This is a genomic window from Variovorax sp. GrIS 2.14 (assembly GCF_046115955.1).
Classification (GTDB): Bacteria; Pseudomonadota; Gammaproteobacteria; order Burkholderiales; family Burkholderiaceae_C; genus Variovorax.
Genome location: NZ_JBJXIA010000011.1, coordinates 124,225 through 146,569, shown reverse-complemented (window position 1 = coordinate 146,569; position 22,345 = coordinate 124,225). Strand labels below are relative to the sequence as shown.

14 protein-coding genes, 1 tRNA gene and 2 pseudogenes are annotated in these 22,345 nt (G+C 64.5%); 9 read left to right on the top strand and 8 right to left on the bottom strand.

What is annotated here, in order from left to right:
* The first annotated feature begins 62 nt into the window (after window positions 1-62).
* Window positions 63-3,917: pseudogene (gene putA / locus RCH10_RS18190) on the top strand (trifunctional transcriptional regulator/proline dehydrogenase/L-glutamate gamma-semialdehyde dehydrogenase).
* A 42-nt stretch (window positions 3,918-3,959) separates the two neighbouring features.
* Here putA and RCH10_RS18185 read toward each other — a convergent pair.
* Together RCH10_RS18185 and RCH10_RS18180 are read right to left on the bottom strand one after the other, a co-directional pair.
* Window positions 3,960-4,700, bottom strand: a complete 741-nt coding sequence (locus tag RCH10_RS18185; protein ID WP_323498502.1) for an SDR family oxidoreductase — start codon at window positions 4,698-4,700, stop codon at window positions 3,960-3,962.
* Window positions 4,701-4,790: 90 nt separating this feature from the next.
* Window positions 4,791-4,866 (bottom strand) — tRNA-Ala (locus tag RCH10_RS18180).
* A gap of 43 nt (window positions 4,867-4,909) precedes the next feature.
* On the opposite strand from RCH10_RS18180, the gene RCH10_RS18175 reads away from it, so the two are divergent.
* Entirely contained in the window at window positions 4,910-5,791 is an 882-nt protein-coding gene (locus tag RCH10_RS18175) for an alpha/beta hydrolase (protein ID WP_409053468.1), read from the top strand.
* A 22-nt stretch (window positions 5,792-5,813) separates the two neighbouring features.
* On the opposite strand, the gene RCH10_RS18170 is transcribed toward RCH10_RS18175, so the two are convergent.
* Window positions 5,814-6,794, bottom strand: coding sequence for a GMP reductase (locus tag RCH10_RS18170; protein ID WP_409053467.1), 981 nt, complete (start codon window positions 6,792-6,794; stop codon window positions 5,814-5,816).
* Window positions 6,795-7,005: 211 nt separating this feature from the next.
* On the opposite strand from RCH10_RS18170, the gene RCH10_RS18165 reads away from it, so the two are divergent.
* From RCH10_RS18165 to RCH10_RS18155, 3 genes are all read left to right on the top strand, one after another.
* Entirely contained in the window at window positions 7,006-9,387 is a 2,382-nt protein-coding gene (locus RCH10_RS18165; protein WP_409053466.1) for a UvrD-helicase domain-containing protein, read from the top strand.
* A gap of 91 nt (window positions 9,388-9,478) precedes the next feature.
* On the top strand, window positions 9,479-10,303 hold the full coding sequence (locus tag RCH10_RS18160) for a DUF2339 domain-containing protein (RefSeq protein ID WP_409053465.1): 825 nt from the start codon (window positions 9,479-9,481) through the stop codon (window positions 10,301-10,303).
* On the top strand, window positions 10,300-11,904 hold the full coding sequence (locus tag RCH10_RS18155; protein WP_409053464.1) for a DUF3999 family protein: 1,605 nt from the start codon (window positions 10,300-10,302) through the stop codon (window positions 11,902-11,904). The genes RCH10_RS18160 and RCH10_RS18155 overlap by 4 nt, the downstream gene beginning before the upstream one ends.
* 6 nt (window positions 11,905-11,910) lie before the next feature.
* On the opposite strand, the gene RCH10_RS18150 is transcribed toward RCH10_RS18155, so the two are convergent.
* Genes RCH10_RS18150 through RCH10_RS18140 form a run of 3 tightly spaced genes read right to left on the bottom strand, consistent with a single transcriptional unit; the run spans window position 11,911 to window position 14,299 of the window.
* Entirely contained in the window at window positions 11,911-12,714 is an 804-nt protein-coding gene (locus RCH10_RS18150) for a BPSS1780 family membrane protein (protein ID WP_323497437.1), read from the bottom strand.
* Between the two features lie 10 nt (window positions 12,715-12,724).
* A complete protein-coding gene (locus RCH10_RS18145; protein WP_409053463.1) occupies window positions 12,725-13,897 on the bottom strand; it encodes a homoserine kinase in 1,173 nt (390 codons plus the stop codon).
* Between the two features lie 12 nt (window positions 13,898-13,909).
* The gene (locus RCH10_RS18140; protein ID WP_323497435.1) at window positions 13,910-14,299 is read right to left on the bottom strand and encodes a hypothetical protein; all 390 of its coding nucleotides are present in this window, start codon (window positions 14,297-14,299) and stop codon (window positions 13,910-13,912) included.
* 109 nt (window positions 14,300-14,408) lie between these two features.
* Here RCH10_RS18140 and polA point away from each other — a divergent pair, with 109 nt between their 5' ends.
* The 4 genes and pseudogenes from polA to RCH10_RS18120 all read left to right on the top strand — a co-directional run bounded on the left by polA (window position 14,409) and on the right by RCH10_RS18120 (window position 18,846).
* Window positions 14,409-17,246 (top strand): DNA polymerase I, encoded by a 2,838-nt coding sequence (gene polA / locus RCH10_RS18135; protein ID WP_409053462.1) that lies wholly within the window; start codon window positions 14,409-14,411, stop codon window positions 17,244-17,246.
* Window positions 17,247-17,264: 18 nt separating this feature from the next.
* Window positions 17,265-17,523 (top strand): annotated as a pseudogene (locus RCH10_RS18130) (carboxymethylenebutenolidase); the annotation flags it as partial.
* A gap of 74 nt (window positions 17,524-17,597) precedes the next feature.
* Window positions 17,598-18,551: a ZIP family metal transporter gene (locus RCH10_RS18125; protein WP_409053461.1), complete on the top strand. Its 954-nt coding sequence runs from the start codon at window positions 17,598-17,600 to the stop codon at window positions 18,549-18,551.
* Between the two features lie 79 nt (window positions 18,552-18,630).
* Entirely contained in the window at window positions 18,631-18,846 is a 216-nt protein-coding gene (locus RCH10_RS18120) for a hypothetical protein (RefSeq protein ID WP_187055154.1), read from the top strand.
* A 379-nt stretch (window positions 18,847-19,225) separates the two neighbouring features.
* Here RCH10_RS18120 and RCH10_RS18115 read toward each other — a convergent pair whose 3' ends face one another.
* Entirely contained in the window at window positions 19,226-21,247 is a 2,022-nt protein-coding gene (locus RCH10_RS18115) for a DUF3300 domain-containing protein (protein WP_409053460.1), read from the bottom strand.
* Window positions 21,248-21,401: 154 nt separating this feature from the next.
* On the bottom strand, window positions 21,402-22,310 hold the full coding sequence (locus tag RCH10_RS18110) for a sulfurtransferase (protein WP_409053459.1): 909 nt from the start codon (window positions 22,308-22,310) through the stop codon (window positions 21,402-21,404).
* Between the last annotated feature and the right edge of the window lie 35 nt (window positions 22,311-22,345).

The following is a 22,345-nucleotide window of genomic DNA, read 5'->3' as shown; positions in this document are numbered from 1 at the left end:
ATTCGAAATAAACGTCGGTGCCAGGCCCGGCATTATCGGTTTAACCACCAAAGAACGCCGCCATGACCGCCACTGTCGCACCTTTCGTACCGGACATCGCTTTGAACAACAGGTCGGACCCCGCTTCCGACATCGCCTTGCAGCGCTCGATGCCCCTGCCGTTCAGCGACTTCGCCGATGCCCTCGACACCGCGACGCCGCTGCGTTCCCACATCACGGCGGCCTATCGAACGCCGGAGCCCGATGCGCTTGCGCCACTGTTGCAAGCCGCACGTCTGGAAGGCGAGGCTTCAGCGGCAGCGCACAGGCTGGCGCATCGCATCGCCACCCAACTGCGGAACCGGAAGAACGCGACCGGCCGCGCCGGCCTGGTACAGGGTCTGCTCCAGGAATACGCGCTGTCGTCGCAGGAAGGCGTTGCGCTGATGTGCTTGGCCGAGGCGTTGCTGCGCATCCCCGACGCGGCCACCCGCAATGCCTTGATCCGCGACAAGATCGCGCATGGTCAGTGGCAGGCGCATGCCGGCCGCAGTCCGTCGGTGTTCGTCAACGCAGCGACATGGGGTTTGCTGTTGACCGGCAAGCTGGTCGCCACGCACAGCGAAGCCGGCCTGTCGAACACGCTGACACGGCTGATCGGCAGGGGCGGTGAGCCGTTGATTCGGAAGGGCGTCGACATGGCGATGCGGATGATGGGCGAGCAGTTCGTCACCGGCGAAACCATCGCGCAGGCGCTCGACCATGCAAAGCATCCGGAGGCCGAAGGCTTTCGCTATTCGTACGACATGCTCGGCGAGGCCGCGTTGACCGCGCACGACGCCGAGCACTATCGCGTGGCTTACGAGCAGGCGATTCACGCGATCGGCAAAGCATCGGCCGGCCGCGGTGTGTACGAAGGGCCGGGCATCTCGATCAAGCTGTCGGCGCTGCATCCACGGTACGTCCGCGCCCAGCATGCGCGCGTGATGGACGAGCTGTATCCTGTGCTGCGCGACCTCACGCTGCTGGCGCGGCACTACGACATCGGCCTGAACATCGATGCCGAAGAAGCCGACCGCCTGGAGCTCTCGCTCGACCTGCTTGAAAAGCTCTGCTTCGAGCCTGCGCTCGCGCAATGGAACGGCATCGGCTTCGTCATTCAGGCGTACCAAAAGCGCTGCCCGTTCGTCATCGACTTCGTGGTCGACTTGGCGCGTCGCAGCGGCCACCGGTTGATGGTCCGTTTGGTGAAGGGCGCCTACTGGGACAGCGAAATAAAACGCGCGCAGATCGACGGGCTCGAAGGCTATCCGGTGTTTACGCGCAAGGCCTACACCGACGTGTCGTACCTCGCGTGCGCGCGCAGGTTGCTCGCAGCGCCCGATGCGGTCTACCCGCAATTCGCCACGCACAACGCGCACACGCTGTCTGCAATTTACGAGATGGCGAATCCGTCGACGTACATGCCGGGGCAGTATGAATTCCAGTGTCTGCACGGGATGGGGGAGCCGCTTTACGAGCAGGTGGTCGGTGCCATCGAACTCGGTAGGTTGAATCGTCCTTGCCGCATCTATGCGCCGGTCGGCACGCACGAGACGCTGCTGGCCTATCTCGTGCGGCGGCTGCTGGAGAACGGCGCCAACACCTCCTTCGTCAATCGCATTGCCGACCCGACGATCGCCATCGACGTCCTGGTGGAAGACCCGGTTGCGACCGTCGAGCAGATGGCGAAGAGCGAGAGTGCGGTGGGGTTGCCGCATCCTTCGATAGCGCTACCGGCGGCTTTGTATGGTGCAGCGCGGGCCAACTCGCGCGGGCTCGATCTTGCCGACGACGATCGACTGCGCGCGCTGCGCGAGGCACTGACCCGGAGTGCGTCGGAGGCTTGGGCCGCTGGTCCATTGCTGGCCTCTGGCGCCTATGCCTCGCCGCGCGCGCCGGCCGAACCGGTCTGCAACCCCGCCGACCTGCGCGATGTCGTCGGTCATGTGCAGGAAGCGACCCTGGCCGACGTGGAAGCTGCCGTCGCCGACGCGGAAGCCTTCGCGCCGATGTGGGCCATAACGCCCCCTGCCGAACGTGCATCTCAGCTCGATCGTGCTGCCGATCTGCTGTAAGAACAGATGCCGCGCCTGCTTGGCTTGCTGGCCCGAGAGGCCGGCAAGACCTACGCCAACGGCATTGCCGAAGTGCGCGAGGCTGTCGACTTCCTGCGCTTCTACGCGGCGCAAGCGCGTACCGACTTCGCCGTCGAGACGCACCGGCCGTTGGGTCCGATGGTGTGCATCAGCCCGTGGAATTTTCCGCTCGCCATCTTCGTCGGGCAGATCGCCGCGGCGTTGGCAGCTGGTAATCCGGTGCTCGCCAAACCGGCAGAGCAAACGCCACTGATCGCTGCCGAAGCCGTGCGGTTGCTGTGGCGTGCCGGCGTGCCGCGCGCTGCAGTGCAGTTGCTGCCGGGACGAGGCGAGACGGTCGGCGCCGCGCTGGTCGGCGACGCGCGCGTGCAGGGCGTCATGTTCACCGGCTCGACCGAGGTCGCGCGCATCCTTCAGAAGACCTTGTCGCTGCGGCTCGGCGCAGCGGGTCGCAGCGTGCCGTTCATCGCAGAGACCGGCGGTCAGAACGCGATGATCGTCGACTCGTCCGCGTTGGTGGAACAGGTTGTCGTCGACGTGGTGGCATCGGCCTTTGACAGTGCCGGCCAGCGTTGCTCGGCGCTGCGCGTGCTGTGCGTGCAGGAGGAGGTGGCCGACCGTGTGATCGAGATGCTGAAGGGCGCGATGGCCGAGAGCCGCATCGGCAATCCGGCGACCCTCGCAGTCGATGTCGGCCCGGTGATCGACGCCGAGGCGCGTGGTGGCATCGAGCGCCATGTCGCCGCGATGCAAGCACGTGGCCGCAAGGTGTTCCGTGCAGCGCGCGACATCGATCACGCGACGCAGCACGGTACTTTTGTCGTGCCGACGCTGATCGAGCTCGACAGCTTGTCGGAGCTCCAGCGCGAGGTTTTCGGGCCGGTGCTGCACGTCGTGCGCTACCGCCGCCGCGATCTCGGTGCGCTTATTGCCCAGATCAATGGCACCGGCTATGCATTGACGCTGGGCGTGCACACGCGCATCGACGAGACGATCGCGCAAGTGATCGAGCAGGCCAAGGCCGGTAACGTTTATGTCAATCGCAACATCGTCGGTGCGGTCGTCGGCGTGCAGCCTTTTGGTGGCGAGGGGTTGTCGGGAACGGGACCGAAAGCGGGCGGTCCGTTGTACATGTACCGGATGCTGTCGGCACGGCCGGACGATGTGATGGCGCGCGCGATGGCGGATGCGGGTCCGGGCAATGCAGTTGCGGTCGATGAAAGCGATGGCTCGGCGGACGGCGGGTCGAGTGTGGCGATGAAGGCACTCGTGGCTTGGGCGCAGCGCGAGGGTCGCGAATCGCTTGCTGCGCAATGCCGACGTTTCGCCGGCCTGTCGCGCAGTGGCTATGCCCGCACGCTGGTCGGCCCGACCGGTGAGCGCAACGTCTACACGCTGCTGCCGCGCGAGGCCGTGTTGTGCCTGGCCGAGGATGATGCCGACCGCATGGTGCAACTCGCCGCCGTGTTTGCAGTTGGCAGCACGGCCGTGTGGCCAGCCGGATCGCATGTCGAAAGGTTGCGTGCCTCGCTACCGCCTGCAGTGCGGCAGTCGATCGTCATGGCGCAAAACTGGCGTGCCGATACGGTGATGTTCGATGCGGTGCTTCACCATGGAGATGCTGCGTCGTTGATGCAGATCAATCAGGCGTTGGCAAGACGCACAGGGCCGATCGTCGGCGTCAGGTCGCTGGCGCATGGCGCAGTCGACATCGCGCTTGAAAGCCTGGTGGTCGAACGCGCGTTGAGCGTGAACACCGCGGCTGCGGGTGGCAACGCGACCTTGATGACGATCGGCTAAGGGCGCGACCTCGGCCAGCGGCCGCGGTGCAAGTGGCGTGAGTTACCAGCGCTCGTTCCACGGCCGCAGGTCGAGTTCGTAGGTCCACGCGTCGCGCGGCTGCGTATGCAGGAACCAGTAGTTCTCGGCGATGTGGTCCGGGTTGAGGATCCCGTCCTGGTCTTTGGTCGCGTACTTCTCGGGGAAGTTGGTGCGGATGAACTCGGTGTCGATGGCGCCATCGACCACGACGTGCGCGACATGGATGTTCTTCGGCCCCAGCTCGCGCGCCATGCTCTGCGACAGCGCACGCAACGCGTGCTTGGCGCCAGCGAACGCCGCGAAGTTGGCCGAGCCGCGCAATGCGGCGGTCGCGCCGGTGAAGATGATCGTCCCACGCCCGCGCTCGCTCATGCGCCGCGCGGCTTCACGGCCGTTCAAGAAGCCGCCGAAGCAGGCCATCTCCCAGATCTTGTAGTACTTGCGCGCGGTCTCGTCGACCACGGGCGTCGGCACGTTGGCGCCGATGTTGAAGACCAGCACCTCGACCGGCCCGATGTCGCGTTCGATGGTGTCGAACAGCGCGATCACTTCTTCTTCCTTGCGCGCATCGGAGCCAAAGCCATGCGCCTTGCCGCCGGTTGCCTCGATGCCTTCGATCAGCGGCTTGAGCTTTTCCGAATCGCGCCGCGTCATGCACGCCGTATACCCGCCAGCTGCAAAGCGTTTGGCGATGGCGCCACCGGTGGAATCGCCTGCGCCGATGACGAGGGCTACTTTGGCGGGGGAGGTGTTGTGAGTCATGTTGTCTCCGATTCGTTGTCGAGAAGCGCAACCGGTTTCAGCGGGCACGTTGAAGGCCAGTGCCCGAGCGGTTCGGTTTGAAGGGAATGTTGGTGGAGAGGATGAGGATCGAACTCACGACCTCCGCATTGCGAACGCGGCGCTCTCCCAGCTGAGCTACCCCCCCAACAAGCAAGAAAAATTCTACTGCGATCGATCAGAATCTGCGCATGACTTTGCAAGACCCCGCCTGGCTCGATCGTGTCTACAACAACCGTGCGCTGGTGCCCGACCATGCCGAATTCCTCGCGCGCTGGACGACCGAATCCGAGCAGGTTCGAGCCATTGAGCCTTGCACGCTGGACTTGCCCTATGGCAACGGGCCGCGCGAGACGCTCGATATCTTTCCGGCAACCGGAGACGCGAAAGCCAGGACCTCCGCGCCGGTCCTGGTCTTCATCCACGGCGGCTATTGGCGCTCGCTCGACAAGAGCGGCCACTCGTTCATTGCGCCGAGTTTTACGCGCGAAGGTTTTTGCGTCGTGATGCCGAACTATCCACTGTGTCCGGGCACGCCGGATCGGCCGGTCGGCATCCCGGACATCGTCTTGTGCATCGTGCGCGCGCTGGAATGGACGTGGCGGCACATCGCCGAATACGGTGGCGACCCGTCGCGCATCACCGTGGCAGGGCACTCGGCCGGCGGCCATCTGGCGGCGATGCTGCTGGCGTGTGAGTGGGGCGCGGTCGCCGCCAAGTTGCCGACGAACCTGGTGCGAAACGCCCTGTCGATTTCCGGCGTGCACGACCTTCGGCCGATTCAGCACACGCCGTTCCTGATGGACGCGCTGCGGCTGACCGAAGTCGATGCGCAGCGCGCAAGCCCGGCGCTGTTTCCTGCGCCCAAGGCGCGCACGCTGTATGCCGTGGCCGGCGGTGACGAAAGCGAAGCATTCGCCTCGCAAGCGCGCCTAATTCAGGACGCATGGGGCAAAGCCACCGTGCCGGTCTGCGACATCCTGCCGGGGCTGCATCACTTCAGCGTGCTCGATGCATTGATCGACCCGACGCACCGTCTGCACCAGCACGCATCGCGGTTGCTGGGCGCGTGAGCCGTGTCGCCGCGGTCGTGGTCTACATCAGCAGGTGTTCGCCCGCGTTGTCCCCGCCGCCCAAGGTCACGTAGTTGACCTTGCGAATGTCCATCAGCTTCTGCCCGCCCGAGTAACTTATGGAGCTCTGCACGTCCTGCTCCATCTCGATCAGGGTGTCGGCCAGCTTGCCCTTGATCGGCTCCAGGATGCGCTTGCCTTCGACGTGTTTGTACTCGCCCTTGTTGTAGTCGCTGGCCGAGCCGTAGTACTCCTTGAAAAGCGCGCCGTCGACTTCGACCGTTTTGCCGGGCGACTCTTCGTGGCCGGCGAACAGCGAGCCGATCATGACCATCGATGCACCGAAGCGAACGCTCTTGGCGATGTCGCCGTGGTCGCGAATCCCGCCGTCGGCAATGATCGGTTTCGTCGCGACGCGGGCGCACCACTTCAACGCCGACAGTTGCCAACCGCCGGTGCCAAAGCCGGTCTTGAGCTTGGTGATGCAGACCTTGCCCGGGCCAATGCCGACCTTGGTCGCGTCGGCACCCCAGTTCTCCAGATCGATCACCGCTTCGGGGGTCCCGACGTTGCCTGCAATGACGAACGATTTCGGCAGCTTCTGCTTCAGGTAGCCGATCATGTTCTTCACGCTGTCTGCGTGGCCGTGCGCGATGTCGATCGTGATGTATTCGGGCACCAGACCCTCGGCGGCCAGCAGGTCGACGGTGTCGTAGTCGTACTTCTTCACCCCCAGCGAAATCGAGGCGAAGACGCCTTGCGCGTGCATGTGCTTCACGAAGTGCACGTTGTCGAGGTCGAACCGATGCATCACGTAGAAGTAACCGTTCTTGGCGAGCCACAGGCTGATGGTCTCGTCGATCACCGTCTTCATGTTGGCGGGGACCACCGGAATGCGGAAACTGCGGGGGCCCAGAGTGACGCTGGCGTCGCATTCCGAGCGGCTTTCCACGCGGCATTTGCGCGGAAGCAAGAGGATGTTGTCGTAGTCGAAAATCTGCATAGCTAAGGTCCCAAGCTCCTGTGAAGGTCGTTTGAAATAACGAACGAGCGCTTGGTCCGGCCGGTTTTCGCAGCATCCGCCTCAATAAGGCGCCCACAAAAAACCGGGCGCAAAAAACTTGGGCCCGGTGTCTGAGTTTACGCGGTCGTTTGGACGTGGGGCGATGGCATTTCATATAACCACCGCACGCTGCGGTTTCTACAATCGGGGCATGTTTATCGATCTCGCGACTGCCTCCGAATCAGCGGAATCGCCGCTGCTCCAGCACCTCAACCCCGAGCAACGCGCTGCCGTAGCACTGCCGGCCGGCAATGCCCTCATCCTGGCCGGCGCCGGCTCCGGAAAGACCCGCGTTCTCACCACGCGCATCGCCTGGCTCCTTCAGACGGGGCAGGTGTCGCCGGGCGGCATCCTGGCCGTCACCTTCACCAACAAGGCCGCCAAGGAAATGACCGCGCGGCTGATGGCCATGCTGCCGGTGAATGTGCGCGGCATGTGGATCGGCACCTTTCACGGGCTGTGCAACCGCTTGTTGCGCGCGCATTGGAAGCTGGCCGGCCTGCCCTCGACGTTTCAGATCCTCGATACGCAAGACCAGCTTTCGGCCATCAAACGGCTGATGAAGCAGTACGCGGTCGACGACGAGCGCTTTCCGGCCAAGCAGACGCAATGGTTCATTGCCGGCGCCAAGGAAGACGGCTTGCGCCCACGGGATGTCGAAGTGCGCAGCGACGACGACCGCAAGAAGGTCGAGCTGTATCAGCTCTACGAAGAGCAGTGCCAGCGCGAAGGCGTGGTCGATTTCGGCGAACTCATGCTGCGCAGCTACGAGCTGCTGCGCGACAACGATCCGATTCGCGAGCACTACCAGCGGCGCTTCCGGCACATCCTGATCGACGAGTTTCAGGACACCAATCGCCTGCAATACGCATGGATCAAGATGCTGTCGGGCCACATCGTCGACGGCACCTTCATCCCCGGCGACAACAGCGTGATCGCAGTGGGCGACGACGACCAGAGCATCTATGCGTTTCGCGGCGCGCGCGTCGGCAACATGGCTGATTTCGTGCGCGAGTTCCATGTGACGCACCAGGTCAAGTTGGAGCAGAACTACCGCAGCTACAGCAACATCCTCGACTCGGCCAACGAGCTGATCAGCCACAACAAGAAGCGGCTCGGCAAGAACCTGCGAACAGACCAAGGCCCCGGCGAGCCGGTGCGCGTGTACGAGTCGACCAGCGATTTCGCGGAGGCGCAATGGATGGTCGAAGAGATGCGCCAACTGGTGCGCGACGGCTTCGACCGAAAAGAGATGGCGGTGCTCTACCGCAGCAATGCGCAGAGTCGCGTGATCGAAACGGCGCTCTTCAACGCGGCCGTGCCGTACCGCGTCTACGGCGGCTTGCGATTTTTCGAACGCGCCGAAATCAAGCATGCGCTGGCGTATTTGCGACTGCTCGAAAACAAGGATGACGACACCAGCTTTCTGCGCGTCGTCAATTTTCCGCCGCGCGGCATCGGTGCCCGCACCATCGAGCAATTGCAGGACGCGGCGCGTGCAGCGGGCAAGTCGATGCATGACTCGGTCGGTGCAGTGGCCGGCAAGGCCGGCTCCAACCTGACCGGCTTCGTCGCCAAGATCGACGTGCTGCGCGAGCAGACGCAAGGCATCAGCCTGCGCGAGATCATCGATCTGGTGCTGGACCACAGCGGGCTTGTCGAGCATTACAAGGCCGACCGCGAAGGCGCCGACCGCATCGAGAATCTGGAAGAGCTGGTGAACGCGGCCGAGAGCTTCGTCACGCAGGAAGGCTTCGGCCGCGATGCGGTGGCGCTGCCGATCGACGAGCTGCGGCAGTCGCTCGTCAGCCAGGGGCTCGACCCGAATTTGCCCGTTATCGATGAGCCGCTGGCGCCCGATTCGGAAACCGGCGAAACGCTGAGTCCGCTGGCCGCATTCCTCACACACGCGGCGCTGGAGTCGGGCGACAACCAGGCCAAAACAGGCCAAGACGCAGTGCAACTGATGACGGTTCATGCGGCCAAGGGCCTCGAGTTCGATTGCGTGTTCATCACCGGCATGGAAGAGGGCCTGTTTCCGCACGAAAACTCGATGAACGACTACGAGAGCCTCGAGGAGGAGCGCCGGCTCGCGTACGTCGCCATCACCCGGGCCCGCAAACGTCTGTACCTGAGCCACTCACAGACGCGCATGCTGCACGGCCAGACGCGCTACAACGTCAGGAGCCGCTTCTTCGACGAGCTGCCCGAAGGCGCGTTGAAGTGGCTGACGCCGAAGAATCAGGGCTTTACGCCATCGGCGTTCGGCTATGGCGGCGGCTATGCGACGTCACGTCCGGTCGGCGGCGCTGGCTTCTCGAAAGATTCGTTCGCCAGCCCACCGGTGCCACCGCAAAAGACTGCGCCGTCGCACGGCCTGCGCTCGGGTATGCAGGTGTTCCACAACAAGTTTGGAGAGGGCACCGTGCTGGGCCTCGAAGGCACCGGCGACGACGCGCGTGCGCAGATCAACTTTCCGCGTCACGGCGTGAAATGGTTGGCGCTATCGGTGGCCAAGCTGACGCCGGTTTAGCCTTTCCCCTCAGGAGCCAACCGTAGACTCGCCGAAAAAGAGCGAGGTTCAGGGATGTGGTTTGTCGGTTTGCTAGCCGGGCTGTTGGCCGGTGCGGTTTTTCAATCTATGGGCGCGGCACTCGTGCTCGGCGCCATCGGGGCTCTGGTTCTTCTTGCTGATGGCTGCGCGCGAGTGCCAATGGCAACTTGGCAATCTGGGCGACGCCTATTCGGCATGGCCGCTGCTGGGTTGGGTGCTCGTGCCGGTCATCGTGCTGTGGGCGTTGCGCTCTCGCCTTTTGCTGTCGCGCTGGCCGCTCACCGAATACCGGAGTGTCTACCTTGAATTCGCGCTGCAACCGGTGGCGCTCTGCCTGCTTTGCTGGTGCTGGGCGACCAACGTGCTGAGCGCGGGAGACGCTGCGCCATTGCCCTTCGTGCCAGTGCTCAACCCGCTCGAAATGGCGCAGTGGCTGGTGTTGGCTGCGCTCGTACTCTGGTGGAAGGCACTGCCGGCCAGTGCCGACATGCGGTTGCCACCACCGTGGGCAAAGGGCGTTGCCGCGCTCACGGCGTGGGCCTTGCTGACCGGCGCGGTGCTGCGCGCATGCCATCACTACGCCGATGTCGCGTGGAACCTGAACGCGTTGTACCTGTCGACCCTGACCCAAGCCGCGTTGTCGATCGCCTGGGCGATCTGCGGCGTACTCGCGATGGTGCTAGGCAACCGCCGGGGCACGCGCATCGTCTGGATGGCGGGTGTCGCGTTACTGGGGGTGGTGGTATTCAAGCTGTTCTTCGTCGAGCTGGCGAATCAGGGCAGCTTGTTTCGGATCGTCTCGTTCATCGGCGTGGGCACCTTGCTGCTGCTGGTCGGCGACTTCGCGCCGGTGCCGACGCTGCGGCGCAGCGCACCGGTCGAGGTGCCGGCATGATTCAATCCCGACGCTTCACTGCCGCGCTATCGCTCGCCCTGGCGCTGCCATTGGCACTTGCGCTGGCACTGACCACCGCAAGCTCTGCGCATGCACAGAGCCCGATCGCGCTGCATGGCAACGGACCTTTTTATCGTCTCGAGCTGCCGCTTGCCCTGCATGGCCTCGCGGCCTTCGACGATTTGCGCGACCTGCGCGTGCGCAACGGTGCCGGCCAGGTGGCGCCCTTCGGCTGGCTTGATGGCGAGGCTGAAGCCGCGCAAGCCGTACCCGCTTCGTCGCGTGCGCCGCTGTTCGCGTTGCCGTCCGCATCGACAAGTGCCTCGGGCGGTACATCCACCGCGCCCGCCGACGAATTGCTCTTGCTCAAGATGCGCCCCGACGGTTCGATCGCGTTGGCCAGGGTGGGTGCCGCGCCGTCGGCTGCTAAGGCTGTTGCGCTGCCTGCCCCGGTTGCCGAATGGGTGATCGATGCCAGCCAGGTCACCGGCGCATTGGTGCAGATCCGGTTCGAGCTGGCGGCCGGCCCGATGGGGCTGTTTCCGTACACGCTCGAAGGCAGCGACGACCTGCGGCAGTGGCATCGGCTCGGCGCCGACGATCAACTGGTGCGACTGCGCCACGGCGAGCAGACCATCGAAAGACTCGCCGTAGAGCTCGATCAGGTTCGCACGCGGTTTTTGCGCCTGCGTTGGCAGAACCCTGCGCTGGCACCGCAACTGAGTGCGGCCTGGCTCGATAGCGTTCAGCAGCCGGAACGCTCGGTGCCTGCCATTGCCTGGGGGAACGAGGTCCGGCCTGCTGCCTGCGGCGTCGATTTCTGCGACTATCCAGCACCGCACGGCCTTCCTCTGCAGAGTCTGCGCATCGTGCTTGGTCAGGCGAACACGCTGGCGCCGGTTCGCCTGTCGAGCGTGGCGGAGCCGAGCTCAGCCGTAGACCAGCGGCGGGCTCGTCCCCGCAACGCGCTCTTTGTGCTGCGACATGGGCTGCACGCGTCGCGGGAGCCGAGGGGCCGTTTCGGTGAAGCGCCTGCTGCCACCGAAACGCTGCTGGCCGACACCACGGTGTTCCGCCTTAATCAGCCAGCCGGCGAAGCGCGATCGTCTGCCATCCCGATGGACGGTGGCGTACACACCCGGCTGCGCCTTCGCACAGATGGTCCGATAGCGGCCCTTGGCGCCAGCCCGCCGTCGTTGCTCTTCGGCGCACGTCCGCGCGCGCTCGTGTTCCTGGCGCAAGGCCAGCCGCCTTTCGTCTTGGGCTGGAACGCCAATGCACAAGCTGCACTTGACGGGCCCGGTTCCTTGCCACTGGCGCAGTTGATGCCGGGCTACCAGCCTGGCCGCACGCCGGTGCTGGATGGAGCGAGCGTGACGTTGGCACTGGGCCCAGCAGTGGCGGTGCCCGCGATGCCTGCCGTTGTCGAGACGGAATCGAAAGTAGAGCCCGCACCGTTGTCGCGCAAGCTCTGGCTATGGAGTGCGCTCGGTGTCGGTTTGCTCTTGCTGGGCGGGATGGCGTGGTCGCTGCTGAGCGGACTCAAAGCGCAAGCCGTAGAGCCCAGGATCGAGCCGGACACCGGGCCGGCGGCGAAGTAGCCGCGTTCAGTCGGTATCGAAGCTGTCCCTGAAAGTGAACCACGTCGAGCTGAGCGACATCGCCGCCAGGATCAGCGCACTGCCGACCATCATCGCGCCGCCGACGGCCGAGGCGCCTTCGCCCATTCCCATGCCACCGAGCGCGACCAGCAGCGTTGCCATCAAGCCGAGCACGATGCCGCCGATGAGGAACACGCCGAACCATGCCAGGCAGAACATCGCATAAGCGCTGAAGTTGCGAAACAGCGCGACCAGGCTGAAGAACAGGCTCTTGACCGGTTCGACGCTGTGCCAATGCACCAGCGCCGGTGCGTGCCACATCGCAAGCGAGAGTGGCAGGTTGAGGCACATCACCAGCACGCGCGCTGTCTGGAACTGGGCGCTTGCGGCAGCCTCGGGTGTGATGTCGGCGTCGAGCAGGTAGACCCTGGCCAATTGGCCGCCGTCGACCAGGATGGACAGCAACACGGCCGCCACGAAATACGCCGCCGAGATCACGCCGAGCACCAGCATCGGACGCCACTTGCTGCGCATCGCAGCGAAGGCCGCGATGAACATGGCAGGCGCGGTCGGCTTCTGCGTGTCGTTGATGTACGCGACAGAAGTCGCGACCATCAGCCCCAGCGTCATGAAGGGCAGCAGCACGGGCGCAAGCAAGCTGCCAAGCAGCGGCACCTGGGAAACGGCCGAAATCGCCGCCATGAAGAGGAAGAAAAGAGAGACGAAGGCCAGCGGTTGCCGCCAGAAAGTCCGGAGGCCGAGCTTGACCCATTCGGCGCCGGTGCGGGCCGGCACGATGTGAAGTTTCATTGTTTCGAGGTCAGGCAATAGCTGCGGCGGTTTGTGCCGTCGCGGGCGCTTCCACCGAAGTGAAGATCGGAATAAGAGCCGGTGTCGGGTCTGCTGCAGATATCGGCATTTGCAGCGCGTCGGGATGCCGCGCGCGCTGGCGCAGCACCCGCTCGAAGTGGGTCGGGTCGTGCGGCTTGAGCATGCTGGCTTCGCGCGGCAGGTGGTAGTCCCACAGCCGCGATATCCAGAAGCGCAGGGCGGCCGCGCGCAGCAGGGCGGGCAACAACGCGCGCTCCGGGCCGGTGAGCGGCCGTACGGTGGCATACGCGGCCAACAGCGCATCGGCCCGCGACGCATCGTGCTCGCCGGTGGGGAGGTCGATCGCCCAGTCGTTCAGGCACACGGCCAGGTCGAACAGCCAGGTGTCGGTGCCGGCGAAGTAGAAATCGAAAATGCCCGTCAGGCGTGGTGCGCTGCTTTGGCCGTCGCTGAATTCGCCATCGACCCCGGTAGCGAACATCGCGTTGTCGCGGAACAAGTCGGCGTGCACCGGTCCGCGTGGCAAAGCGGCGTAGCCCGACGACTCGGCCACATGGTTCTGGTACGCGAGTTCGCCGCGCAGCAATGCGGCCTGAGAGGCTTCGAGGTACGGCAGCACCACAGGCGCCGTGTCGTTCCACCAGGCGAGGCCACGCAGATTGGGCTGCAGGCGGTCGAAATCGCGTCCGGCCAGGTGCATTCGCGCCAGCATGCGGCCCAACTCGGCGCAGTGGGCCGCCGTGGGCGCGAGTTCGCTCTTGCCGGCCAGTCGTTGCACCACGGCGGCGGGCTTGCCGTTCAGGGTGTGCAGCAGCGCGCAGGGTGCGATCGATGGCACTTTCAACGCCTGGGTCTTGGCTTGTGCACCGAGTGCAGCAACGACTCCAATGGCGCCGGACACCACAGTCGGATCGGCAGCAGGCGCCGGCACCGGAATGCTGCGCTCGGCCAGATGCTTCATAAGGCAAAGGTAATACGGCAACTGCTGAAAACCGAGCCGCTCGAACACCGTGAGGACGTATTCGCCCTGTTCAGTGGTCGCGAAGTAGTTGGTGTTCTCGATGCCGCCTTCGATGCCGCGCAGCTCGCGCAAGGCACCGAGCCCTAAGCGCCGGACAAGCTCGTCCGCGGGGTCGAATCCGACTTCAGTAAAGACCGCCACGGCGCCAGGCGTTCAGAACTTGAGGACGTTCCAGACGCGCGGCCCGTTGCCGTTGGTGTTGCTCGCGTCGTTGTTGCCGGGGCCGGATCCACCGGTTCCAGGTTGCAGCACCTCGTAGCCCGGCATGTTCGACTTGGGCTTGACATTGATGCTCTGCGTGCGGCCGCCATAGCGCACCTCGTCGACCGTGGCGCTGCTGTCTTCGACGTGGATGTTCTCGATCTTCTGGTTCTGCCGAGGCGAGGACTGCTCCTGGCTTTGCGCGGCGTCGGGGGCGGCGGGTGTCGCAGGTGCAGCGGCTGCCGGGGTTTGCGCCACCGCCATGGTCGCCAGGCCGAACGGCACTGCGCAGAGCACGAGGGCGACGGCGCGGCGGGCGAAGGAGGAATCGGTGGAGAACATGTATGTGATTGTAGGTGGCGTGTGCCCCCCCAGTTGTAAGCAGGTGACATCGGCCGATGCCAAACCTGGGCCTCGTCGATGCGTCCGCCGCACGCGGCAAAATGGTGAGATGACAGACAAGAAAACGCTGCTGCTCGTCGATGGTTCGAGCTATTTGTACCGCGCCTTCCACGCCATGCCGGACTTGCGCGCCGTGCCGGGCGACCCGACCAGTCCGGCCACCGGGGCCATCCGCGGAATGATCAACATGATGCAGGCACTCCGGCGCGAGGTGCGCGCGGACTACGCCGCCTGCGTGTTCGACGCGCCCGGCAAGACGTTCCGCGACGACTGGTACCCCGACTACAAAGCGCATCGCTCCCCGATGCCGGACGATTTGCGCAGTCAGGTGCCGGCCATCCACGAGGTCGTGCAGCTGTTGGGCTGGGCGGTACTCACCGTGCCCGATGTCGAGGCTGACGACGTTATCGGCACGCTGGCCCGCACGGCGGCGCGGCAGTCGATCGAGGTGATCGTGTCGAGTGGCGACAAGGACATGAGTCAACTGGTCGACGAGCACGTGACCATCATCGACACCATGAACGGCAAGAAGCGCGACGTGGCCGGGGTGACGGCCGAGTTCGGCGTGCCGCCGCACCTGATGGTGGACTATCAGACGCTGGTAGGCGACACGGTCGACAACGTGCCCGGCGTCGACAAGGTCGGACCCAAGACCGCCGCCAAATGGCTGATGCAGTACGGCTCGCTCGATGAACTGCTGGTGCATGCCGACGAGATCAAGGGGCAGGCCGGCGAGAACCTGCGCAAGGCGCTCGACTGGCTGCCGCAGGGCAAGCGGTTGGTGACCATCCGTACCGATTGCGATCTGGACGGCCACGTCACCGGCCTGCCGTCGTTGGCCAGCATCGCCATCGGCGAGCAGCAGGTCGACGGCCTCAAGACCTTCTACGAAAAGTACGGCTTCAAGGGCTTGGTCAGGACGCTGGAAACGCATGCCGTGCCACCCGAACTGATCGCTGAAAACAAGCAGCGCAAGGGCGGTAAAAGCATTGCTGAAAGCAACAACGGCGACCTGTTTGCAGAGGGACAAGCATCGGGGGAAAGTTCCGTGCTCGACGCCAACGCGCTGGCCGAACCGGTCAGCAACCTGGCCTACGACACGATCCTGAGTTGGGAACTTTTCGACAGCTGGCTGGCGCGCGTCGAAGCCGCCGAACTGGTCGCGGTAGACACCGAAACCACCTCGCTCGACGCGATGCGCGCCGAAATTGTCGGCGTCAGTTTCAGCGTCAAGCCCGGCGAGGCCGCCTACATTCCGCTGGCCCACAACTACCCCGACGCACCGGCGCAACTGCCGCGCGACGAGGTGCTGGCGCGCCTCAAGCCCTGGCTTGAAAACGGCGCTAAACAGAAGCTCGGCCAGCACGTCAAATACGACCGCCATGTTTTCGCCAACCACGGCATCGAAGTGCAGGGCTACGCGCACGACACCATGCTGCAAAGCTACGTGCTCGAAGTGCATCGGCCGCACGGCTTGGCCAGCCTGGCCGAGCGCCACCTGGGCCGCAGCGGAATCGACTACGAAGACCTGTGCGGCAAGGGCGCGCATCAGATTTCGTTCAGCCAGGTCGACATCGCCAAGGCCGCCGAATATTCGTGCGAAGACTCGGACCAGACGCTCGATGTGCACCGCGTGCTGTGGCCGCTGCTCGAAGCCGATGCCAAACTGCGCTTCATCTATGAGCTGGAAATGCGCAGCAGCGAATCGCTCTACCGCATCGAGCGCACCGGCGTGCTGATCGACGCGCCGATGCTGGCCACGCAAAGCCACGAACTCGGCTTGCGCATCATGGCGCTCGAAACCGAAGCTTATGAACTCGCGGGCCAGCCCTTCAATCTCGGCTCGCCGAAGCAGATCGCTGAAATCTTCTTCACCAAGCTCGGCCTGCCGGTCGTCAAAAAGACACCGAGTGGCGCGCCCAGCACCGATGAAGAGGTGCTCGAAAAACTCGCCGAAGACTTTCCGCTGCCGGCCAAGATTCTGGAGCATCGCGGCCTGTCCAAACTCAAGGGCACCTACACCGACAAGCTCGGCCAACTCGCCAACCCGCGCACCGGCCGCGTCCACACGCACTATGCGCAGGCCGTGGCCGTGACGGGTCGCCTCAGCAGCAACGATCCGAACCTGCAGAACATCCCCGTCAAAACCGCCGAGGGCCGGCGCGTGCGCGAAGCCTTTGTGGCGCCGGTCGGCAGCGTGATCGCCAGCGCCGACTACTCGCAAATCGAGCTGCGCATCATGGCGCACCTGAGCAGCGACGAGTCGCTGCTGCGCGCCTTTACCGACGGCATCGACGTGCACCGCGCCACCGCCGCCGAAGTCTTCGGCGGCACGCCCGAGCAGGTGTCGAGTGAGCAGCGCCGCTATGCCAAGGTCATCAACTTCGGCCTCATCTACGGCATGAGCAGCTTCGGTCTGGCGCGCAATCTGGGCATCGAGACCAAGGCAGCAGCCTCGTACATCGAGCGCTACTTTGCGCGCTATCCGGGTGTGAAGGCGTACATGGACGAGACCAAGCTCACAGCCAAGGCGCAAGGCTACGTCGAGACCGTGTTCGGTCGGCGCCTGTACCTGCCGGAAATCAACTCGCCGAACGGCCCGCGCCGAGGCGGGGCTGAACGTGCTGCCATCAACGCGCCGATGCAGGGCACGGCGGCCGACCTGATCAAGCTCAGCATGGTCGAGGTGCAGCGCGTGCTCGACGCCGAGGAGCGTGCGACGAAGATGATCATGCAGGTGCACGACGAGCTGGTGTTCGAAGTGCCGGAGGCAGAGGTCGATTGGGTACGCACCGAGGTGCCGAAGATCATGGCGGGGGTCGCGGTGCTCAAGGTGCCGCTGCTGGCGGAAATCGGCTTCGGGTCGAACTGGGACAAGGCGCATTGATGCAAGGTGCATTGATCGATCGACATCGCCGCGACCTTGAGCGCGCGGTTGCTCGGCCTACATGGTGGCAAGTACGCGGCATCCCGCTTGACAGCATTGATAAGATGAAAGCTGCTTCGGCGACTGGAACTGCGGGAGCCAAAACTTCCGAATTTGTCGTGTTCCCGGAAGCCGGCCACGCGGTTCATGCGGCATACCGGCCGATTTATATGCAGGGCCGGCGGAAAGCCGATGGAAGCGCGACGTGGCGCGGTTCAAGGCGCACGGCGTGACCTGACGCCGTCGACTTTTCGGTCCGATCGACTATCGAAGCCGTCCCTCGGGGCGGCTTTTTTTATTTTTAGAAGAGCCATGAACCTGATTGCAATCATCGCGGCGACGCTGGTTTCCGGCATCGGCAGCGTCTGGCTGGCCGCTTTGCTGATGCGCGTCGGCGTGCGGCGCGACGCCGGCGGCGTCAATCCGCAGCACCTGTTGAGTCTTGCCGCCGGCGCGCTGCTCGCGACCGCCTTCATGCACCTGCTGCCCGAGGCCTTCGAAAGCGGCATCGAGCCGGCGGTGCTGTTCGCGGTGCTGCTGTTCGGGCTCGTGTTTTTCTTTCTGCTCGACAAGGCGGAGCTGTGGCACCACGGGCACGAGCATCACCAGGCGGATGCGAACGTCCATCATCACGGCGATCAAAGTCATGAACATTCGCATGGGCACGACGACACGCACGACCACGGACGTCCTTCCAAGGCCGGCGGCTGGGCCGTGCTCACGGGCGACAGCGTGCACTGCTTCGGCGACGGCATCCTGATCGCCTCGGCGTTCACCGCGGACTTGAAGCTGGGTCTGGTGGCCGCAGTGGCGGTGCTGGCGCACGAAGTGCCGCACCACATCGGCGACCTGGTCGTGTTGCGGCAGAGTTCGCCCAACCCGCGTGCTGCGCTCCTCAAGGTGTCGCTCGCCGGCACCATGACCGCGCTCGGTGGCATCGCCGGCTGGTGGCTGGTCGACCAGCTTCACGCGTGGCTGCCGTACTTTCTGGTGCTGGCCGGCAGCAGCTTCGTCTACGTCGCGCTGGCCGATTTGATTCCGCAATTGCAGCGGCGCTTGCCGGCGCGCCAGACGGCGGCGCAAATCGTGTGGCTGGTGGCGGGGATCGTGCTGGTAACGCTCGTGAGCCGACTGGCGCACGGCGAGCATGCGGGTCATGGCGATCACCAGGCGCATGGCCATGAACAGGGTGCGGTGCGGTTCCTGATGCCCGATGACATCGCACTCGCACGGCCTTTTCCGACATCGATTCTTCCCCGCGGCTGAATCGCCAAAGTCGGCCGGCGGGTGCACTATGCGCCCACGTGCTTCGATTTCTGAAGCCGCAGTCAAAGGAGAGCCGAACATGCCCAACGTGGACCCCACCCGCCGCTCTGGCGAACCCACCGACATCCCCAAAGATGCACCGTTGCTCGGAGAGGAATTCGATTCGCCGGAGAACGAAGGCATGGACGAGCTTGAAGAAGAGACGGGCCTCGACCTGAGCGAGGCGAGCGGGCTCGACGCCGACAACGTGCCCTCGGACGAAGAGAGCGATCGGGTGCTGAACGCGCCGGACTGAGCGACCGGTGCCTTCGGCCACAAAGGCACGGCGCCGTCAACGCACCGAACCAGGCGGTCTTGGGATACTGCAAACGCTCGACGAATTGGGCAAGAGCCGTGCCGGCGCAGCGGCTGATGTTGTGCCGAGAGCAATGGCCTGCACCCTCTGCCATGGCCGGTGCGGCTGCTTCGGCACCTTCCGATCTTGCAGGTGATCCCGGCATACGTCGTCGGCGTGGGCGTGCGGCCGGAACGCGTGCGCCCCTGCGGCCCTGAGGTGCTGCGGCGAGTTAGCGCGGTAGCGAGATGCCATCGGCTTGCCGCGCTCGTTTCGGCCCGACCTGCATCGCTAGCGCGCTGCCGCCGAAACGCGGTTCTGCGAGCGATGGCACTGTCGGTCAGCGATTCGGATCGTCAGGGCGGCCACCCGGAGGCCGTCCTGCGGCACGTACCTGTTGCTCCTGCGCGCGGCGTTGTTGCTGAGCTTGCGCTTGCTGCTGTGCCTGCTGCTGCTGGGCTTGTTGTTGCTGTTGTTGCGCCTGCTGCTGTCGCTGCATCTGAGCTTGTTGCTGTTGCTGCTGTTGTTGTTGTTGTTGTTGCACCTGAGCCTGCTGTGCTTGTTGAGCCTGCGCCTGTTGCTGGCGGGCCTGGGCTTGCGCCTGCTGTTGCTGTTGCTGTTGCTGTTGCTGTTGCTGTTGCGCCTGAGCTTGTTGTTGCCGTTCCTGAGCTTGAGCCTGCGCTTGTTGTGCTTGCTGAGTCTGAACCTGCTGCGCCCGCTGACCTTGTTCTTGCTGGCGGCGTGACTGTTCTTGCGCAGCCTGTTGCTGTTGCTGTTGCTGTTGCTGTTGCTGTTGCTGTTGCTGTTGGCGCTGTTGTTGTTGTTGTTGTTGTTGCTGCGCCTGTTGTCCTTGCTGCTGTTGACGGCGCGCCTGCTCCTGCTGTTGCTGTGCTGCCTGCTGCTGGCCTTGTTCGCGCCTCGCCTGATCCTGTTGTGCCCGCTGAGCTTGTTGCTGCTGGACCTGCTGCGCTTGCTGTTGATTCACCTGCGCCTGCTGGGTCTGCTGTCGACGTACCTGCTCCTGTTGGCGAAGCTGCGCTTGTTGTGCTTGCTGCTGCGCTTGCGCTTGCATCGCTTGTTGCTGTTGCTGCCCTCGTGCTTGCTGCGCCTGCGCCTGTGCCTGTGCCTGTGCCTGTGCCTGTGCCTGTGCCTGTTGCGCTTGCTGCGCCTGTTGAATCTGCAACTGCTGTTGGGCCCTTTGCTGATTCTGCTGGGCTTGCTGGACCTGCTGCTGCTGTTGTGCGAGCGCTTGAGCTTGTTGAGCCTGCTGTAGCTGCATCTGCTGCGGTCCGCGTGCGCTGCTGCCGCCCGCGAACTCGGCGCGCGGAATATAGGTCGACTGGTTGTAGACCACGGCCGGCCGGTCGAAGCCGCGAACGCCTTGCGGTCGATTGCCACCGCGGTAGGTGTCAGGGCGTCCCCAGTTCATGCCCCACGAGTTCCAGCCCCAGCCGTGTCGCTCCAGCGCAGAGCCGACTACCACACCCAGGCCAAAAGTCACCGCACCCGCCGCGGCGATCTGCCCATTCGAATAGCGAGCATCGCGCTGTTCGACGTACACCGGCGGCGCGTAGGCATACCCTGGGTAAGCCGCGACCGGCTCGCCATAGATGACTTCCGGGTCGTAGCTCGGCACGAAGACCACGTCGGGCTGCGCGGGCTCGATGGTGATGTACTGCGGCGGCGGCTCGATGACGGCCGGTCCGGCGTAATAAACAGGGGCGTTCGGGTCGGGCGTGTAGTTGGTGGGCGCCGATGCCGTCGCGACGCGCAGCTTGGGCGTGCTTCTTAGTTGACCTGCACGCGATGCGCGCTGACGCATGACCTGGATCGCATTCATCACGTCGTCCGGGTCGTTGTAGTAGGCCTGTCCCAGGGCGGTGGTCCATGGCAGGTTCTTCGCCATCTGGTCGAGCACGCGCTTGAATGCGGTGAGCGACTTGATGCTCGGGTCCCAGGATTGCCGCTCGGCGGCATCGGCCAGCGGACCGGCCTTCAACCCACCGTTCTGCACAATCCACGCATCGGCCGCAGTGACCTGGTCGGGGTAGGTCGAGCCGGCCAATACCTGCGCGACAAGCTTGTCCGGATACAGCGCGATGGGCGCGACCATTTGATACAGCTGTTCGGCGCCGGGAGGCATGTAGGCGGGTGCTACGGGTGCGGTAACCGGCTGGGCAACTATGGACGGTGCCGGCGTTTCGACCGCGGGCGTGGCCGCAACCACGGGCGCGGCGGCCGGTGCCGATGTGCTGCCGATCTTGTCGCATCCGGCCAGCATCAACGCCGGAATGCAGAGTGCTGCGATGGCGGTCTTGGCGCTTTTGAAGCCTTTTGTCAAGCCTGAAGGGGTTTGGTTCATGGAACGCTTTCTGAAGAGCGAGGTGCTCCCCAATCAACGTCCACCGTAGCGCGCTCGCCGACGCAGGATGTGACAGTGGGTATCGGCGGCGCCTGTCGTTCGACGCCTTCTTTTCAATGGCTTTGCAATCCGTTTCAATGTCGACAAGACAGCTTTACGGCGCGGCGCCCTGGCGCGTCGGCAGGCCCGGCGTGTTGCTCCATTCGCTCCAACTGCCGGCATACAGGCCGGTCGGACCCAGCCCGGCAATTTCCATCGCCAGCAAATTGGGCAGCGCGCTCACGCCGCTGCCGCAATGGTGAATGACCGTGGCGGCGTCTCGGCCGGCAAGCAACGCTTCGAATTCCGCCCGCAGCTGCGCCGCCTGTTTGAACTTGCCGTCGGGGCCGAGGTTGTCGCTGAAAGGCCGGTTCAACGCGCCCGGGATATGGCCGGCAATCGGGTCGAGTGGTTCGACCTCGCCGCGATATCGGGCACCGGCGCGTGCATCGATCAACGTCCGCGATCCGTCGCCGAGATGCGCCACCACGTCAGCCGTTTGGACCAGCGCAAGGCGCGGCGCGCTCGCGACAAAGTTGGACTGGAAACGTGCCGGCTCTTCGCGATCGGTCACCGCGCCGCCTTCGGCTTGCCAGGCCTGCAAGCCTCCGTCGAGCACCGCGACGGCGTCATGGCCGATCCACTTCAGCATCCACCACAAGCGGCCGCAATAGTTGGCACCGTTGCGGTCGTACACGACAGCCTGCATGTCGTCGCGGAAGCCGACGCTCGACAACCAGGACACGAATTTCTCGCGGCTCGGCAAAGGGTGGCGCCCGCCCGACGACGGCTTGCCTTCGTCGTTAGCGACCAGCACGGTGCCGTCGCTGCTCGGGGCGCCGTGCGGTGCGCTCAGGTCGTTATCGAGGTTGGCATAGACCGCACCGGGAATGTGCGAGGCTCGGTACTCCACAGCGCCTGCCTCGGGTTGCATCAGCGCGAAGGTGCAGTCGAAAATCATCATCGCTGCGCCCGCTTTTTGCAGTGCTTGCGTTTGCTCGACGGAGATCAGGGTGGCGTACATAAAAGTCTTTCGCTCTTCTTCAACTTCTTCAACTT